3 protein-coding genes are annotated in these 3708 nt (G+C 37.1%); all 3 read left to right on the top strand.

From position 1 onward, the window contains the following. Nucleotides 1-536: 536 nt before the first annotated feature. The 3 genes from GSF01_RS28900 (at nucleotide 537) to GSF01_RS28890 (ending at nucleotide 3186) form a co-directional block, all read left to right on the top strand. The gene (locus GSF01_RS28900; protein ID WP_328803718.1) at nucleotides 537-902 is read left to right on the top strand and encodes a GNAT family N-acetyltransferase; all 366 of its coding nucleotides are present in this window, start codon (nucleotides 537-539) and stop codon (nucleotides 900-902) included. Between the two features lie 251 nt (nucleotides 903-1153). Beyond that, complete coding sequence (locus GSF01_RS28895; protein ID WP_159888725.1) at nucleotides 1154-2662, top strand: SIR2 family protein; 1509 nt, start codon at nucleotides 1154-1156, stop codon at nucleotides 2660-2662. 125 nt (nucleotides 2663-2787) lie between these two features. Beyond that, a complete protein-coding gene (locus tag GSF01_RS28890; protein WP_159888724.1) occupies nucleotides 2788-3186 on the top strand; it encodes a hypothetical protein in 399 nt (132 codons plus the stop codon). The last annotated feature ends 522 nt before the right edge of the window (nucleotides 3187-3708 follow it).

The following is a 3708-nucleotide window of genomic DNA, read 5'->3' as shown; positions in this document are numbered from 1 at the left end:
CATATAATTACCAAATGGACAAAGGCTACCTTTTGATAGGTCATCGACCTTTTGGTCCATGAACGGAATATCCTATTCAGAATAATGTGATAATTAGCTCAGCTAACTTTTATGCAACGCTAGTGATTTATAATAGATCAACCTATTAAAGGCATTATTAAGAAGACTTTTACAGTGCTTTTATTTTTATTTTTTGTAGGATCTTTGATGGGATTAGGGTTAATGCTTTTAAAGATCTTATTGACATACCTAATAAATAACTAGTTTTGAGGGTATTTCGAAGAAGTGGCTCCTTCATATAACACCGTATTCACGCTGCGGGCCTTTCGGCCCTAGGTCTGCCCGAGGCAGTTCGGGGAAGAGGACTCAGGCAGACAACCCTGCGAGGCTAAGTGGCGAAGCCACCCGGCGCTGCCGCGCCTTAAGCCTCTCGGGTTCGTGAATACAAGAACGTTATGTGACATTACCAAAAACCATATTTTGAAAGTTGGAAAATAATGAATTCAATATTTGATATCAAAATCAGAGATAAGATCTTGGAACATGAAGTTCCTAATTTACGGGAGTCAATCGGCTGGGATAGAAGAGATGGTGACTATCCTTTACTTTTCGAAAGATGTTTGTTTTGGGCGAGTTTAAGAAACGAAGATGAGGAGTTAATTGCTTTCGGTTATATGACTGGCCCTGGAATTGAACATGGATATCTCGAAGATGTGATTGTTCATCCAAATTATCAAGAACGAGGTATAGGTAACAGATTAGTTAAGGCTCTGTTACAAGAGGCTGAAAAACAAGGAATATGTATAATAACAGTAACATTTCAAGACAAACATAAAGAGTTTTATGAGAGTTGTGGCTTCACTGCTTGCTCGGGCGGTGTTTGGAGAATGAAACAGGAATGAATGTTTTGGATGCGTATTCAAAGAAGTGGTAACGTCACATAACACCATATTCACGCATCGGGGCATTCGCCCCTCGGTCCGACCGAAGTTAGAAGCGGAATCGAAGGGGCATTTCAGCAGCAGAGATGTAGATTCAGTCGGACACACCCGCACCACCTAACCGCATCGCGGCCGTCCCTTCGGGACTTAAGGAGGTGGGGCGTCGTGAATACAAGAAAGTTAGACGAAATTATTGCAAAGGAGATTTAGGGATGGAATTTAATAAAATTTTTGAATCCTTATTGGAAGAGAATAACCCAAGAAAATCTTATGCCATGTTAGAAACGCTTATTCTGAAAGTACTAAAGCAGTATCTTCAAGACCAAAATAAATTATTAGAAGTTAACTATTCTACTAAACAGGACTTTTATTTTACAGATTTTGATGGGTATGCTCCTCAAGGGTTTGATGACTACGAAGGAGCAACTATCTTTGAAATTAAGTTCTATAGAAGTAAATCCTCAACTTTTAAATTATTTATTGATAAGAACTTTGACAAGTTAATTCAAAGGATAACTAAAAGCAATCTGCAAATCAGAAATATAATTTTTGTTATCACTTTAGAATTCAGTGAGTCAGATAAAAAGAAGTTTATAGAACAATTCGATAAGAACAACAACATAAATATCGTATTATGGGATATTAATGATTTAACCAGAATATTTAGTCTGTATCCCCAACTAGTTTTTGAAACATACGAAAATATATCTGAACTTTTAATTAATACCAAGATATCGGAAAGTGTGAAAAAGGGAAATATTGATTGGAAGAGAAGACAAAAGACTAGTATTGAACAATTAAAGAGATCTTATGAGGATGATGACTTAGTACTGTTCTTAGGTGCTGGAGTATCGATGGATGCAAAAATACCATCGTGGGACAATTTAGTGAGCGACCTCTTAGTAAATTTGATTGGTAACAAGTTGGGTGAATATAACATCAATTTAACGGAAATTGAGAGAAACTTTATTGTCAAGAATCTTAAAGAGTTCAATGGAAATTCACCACTACTTATGGCTAGGTATATTAGGAAGGGACTAGAGAACGTTTTTAATCATATATTAACAGAGATTTTATATAAAAATTGCATTAATACGTCGGATATATTAAATGAATTGGCACAACTATGCTTACCAGTTAGGGATGGAATTGGAATCAGGGGAGTTGTTACCTATAATTTTGATGATCTCTTAGAATACAACTTAAAAAGATTTAGGATCAGACATAAATCGGTTTTTAGGGAAGCGGATATACCATCATCTAGTGAACTTGGAATATATCATGTTCATGGATTCTTGCCTAGAAATGCTAACGAATACGATAATTTGTCTAAATCGTTATTAGTGTTTTCCGAAGAAGGGTATCATAGCTTAATGCTCGATCCGTATAATTGGTCAAATTTAGTTCAGTTAAACTATTTGCGGGAAAATACTTGTCTTCTGATTGGTTTATCGATGACAGACCCTAATCTAAGGAGGCTTCTTGATATAGCGGTTAGGAAGCAGGAAGGAGATTTATCCAAGCACTTTGTACTAATGAAACGAGAGGCCTATGTGAAAACACTCAATAACGAGATCAACATTAATTACTCTAGTATAGAGAAATTCGATTCTGCTAACTTGGAGTTACAAGAAGATTACTATAAAGAACTGGGTCTTAATGTCATTTGGTATGATTCATATAATGAAATACCCGAAATAATTAAACAAATAAAAGAATAGTGAAGGGAAAACGAGGAGGGCAATAACTTCGTCTAACACCGCATTCACGCATCGGGCTGGCGCCCTTGGTCCGCAGAAGCATTTTCGGGGAAGCGGGAACTGCGGACAACCTCCAACGGAGGTTCGTGAATGCGAGGAACGTTATAGGAAATCAGCGCAAAAACATATTTAAAACAATTTTTATAAAACCTTTTAGAGAAGGAGAAGAAATGTTGATAGAAAAGATTTTTAAATTCGGTGAAATAACGTCCAAGACATTAGTAACAATTCTATTTTATACAGGAATTTTACCGATAATTTATCAATCTATTGAATTTGGAAAAACCGTGTATTTGAATAATTTTGTTGAAATAACAGTGAAAAATGGGGACTGGTATACTGGCAAAGAAATCAATAATTTACCTCTGGGGATTTTTCAAGGAGTAATTGTATTTTTGATTTCTATTATTATATGGAAAGTGATTTGCGAGATCATATTTATTATGGTTCGATATTTTGAAATCAACAGTAGACAGAAAAAGTAATAGGAAATTTGTATGTTGTTTCAAAGAAGCGCTGACATCCTATAACACCGTATTCACGCTGCGGGGCTACGCCCCTTGGTCTGCCCGAGGTTTTTCGAAGAAGCGGAATCAAGCAGACAACCCTGCGAACCTAACCGCATCGCGGCCGGCAGCAAGCTGCCTTAAGGTTCTCGGGTTCGTGAATACAAGAACGTTATGTGAAACCACCAGGGCATGTTGAAGTTCAAGTTCAAGAGCGTTAAAGGTCAAGAGCATTTGGAAGAGCGTTAAAGGTCAAGAGCATTTGGAAGAGCGTTAAAGGTCAAGAGCATTTGGAAGAGCGTTAAAGGTCAAGAGCATTTGGAAGAGCGTTAAAGGTCAAGAGCACTTAGAAGAGCGTTAAAGGTCAAGAGCATTTAGAAGAGCGTTAAAGGTCAAGAGCGATTGGAAGAACGGTTAAGGTCAAGAGCAATTGGAAGAACGGTTAAGGTCAAGATCGTTTGGAAGAACGGTTAAGATCAAGTAATAGAAGATCAGTGGCAT

It is taken from the genome of Paenibacillus puerhi, from assembly GCF_009846885.1.
Lineage (GTDB): Bacteria > Bacillota > Bacilli > Paenibacillales > NBRC-103111 > Paenibacillus_G > Paenibacillus_G puerhi.
Note: the sequence above shows the minus strand (reverse complement) of the source record. Positions and strands in the feature narration are given on the sequence as shown.

Excerpts from the sequence above, each read along its gene's own strand:
- GSF01_RS28895 (WP_159888725.1), top strand. The coding sequence starts at position 1,154 with ATGGAATTTAATAAAATTTTTGAATCCTTATTGGAAGAGAATAACCCA.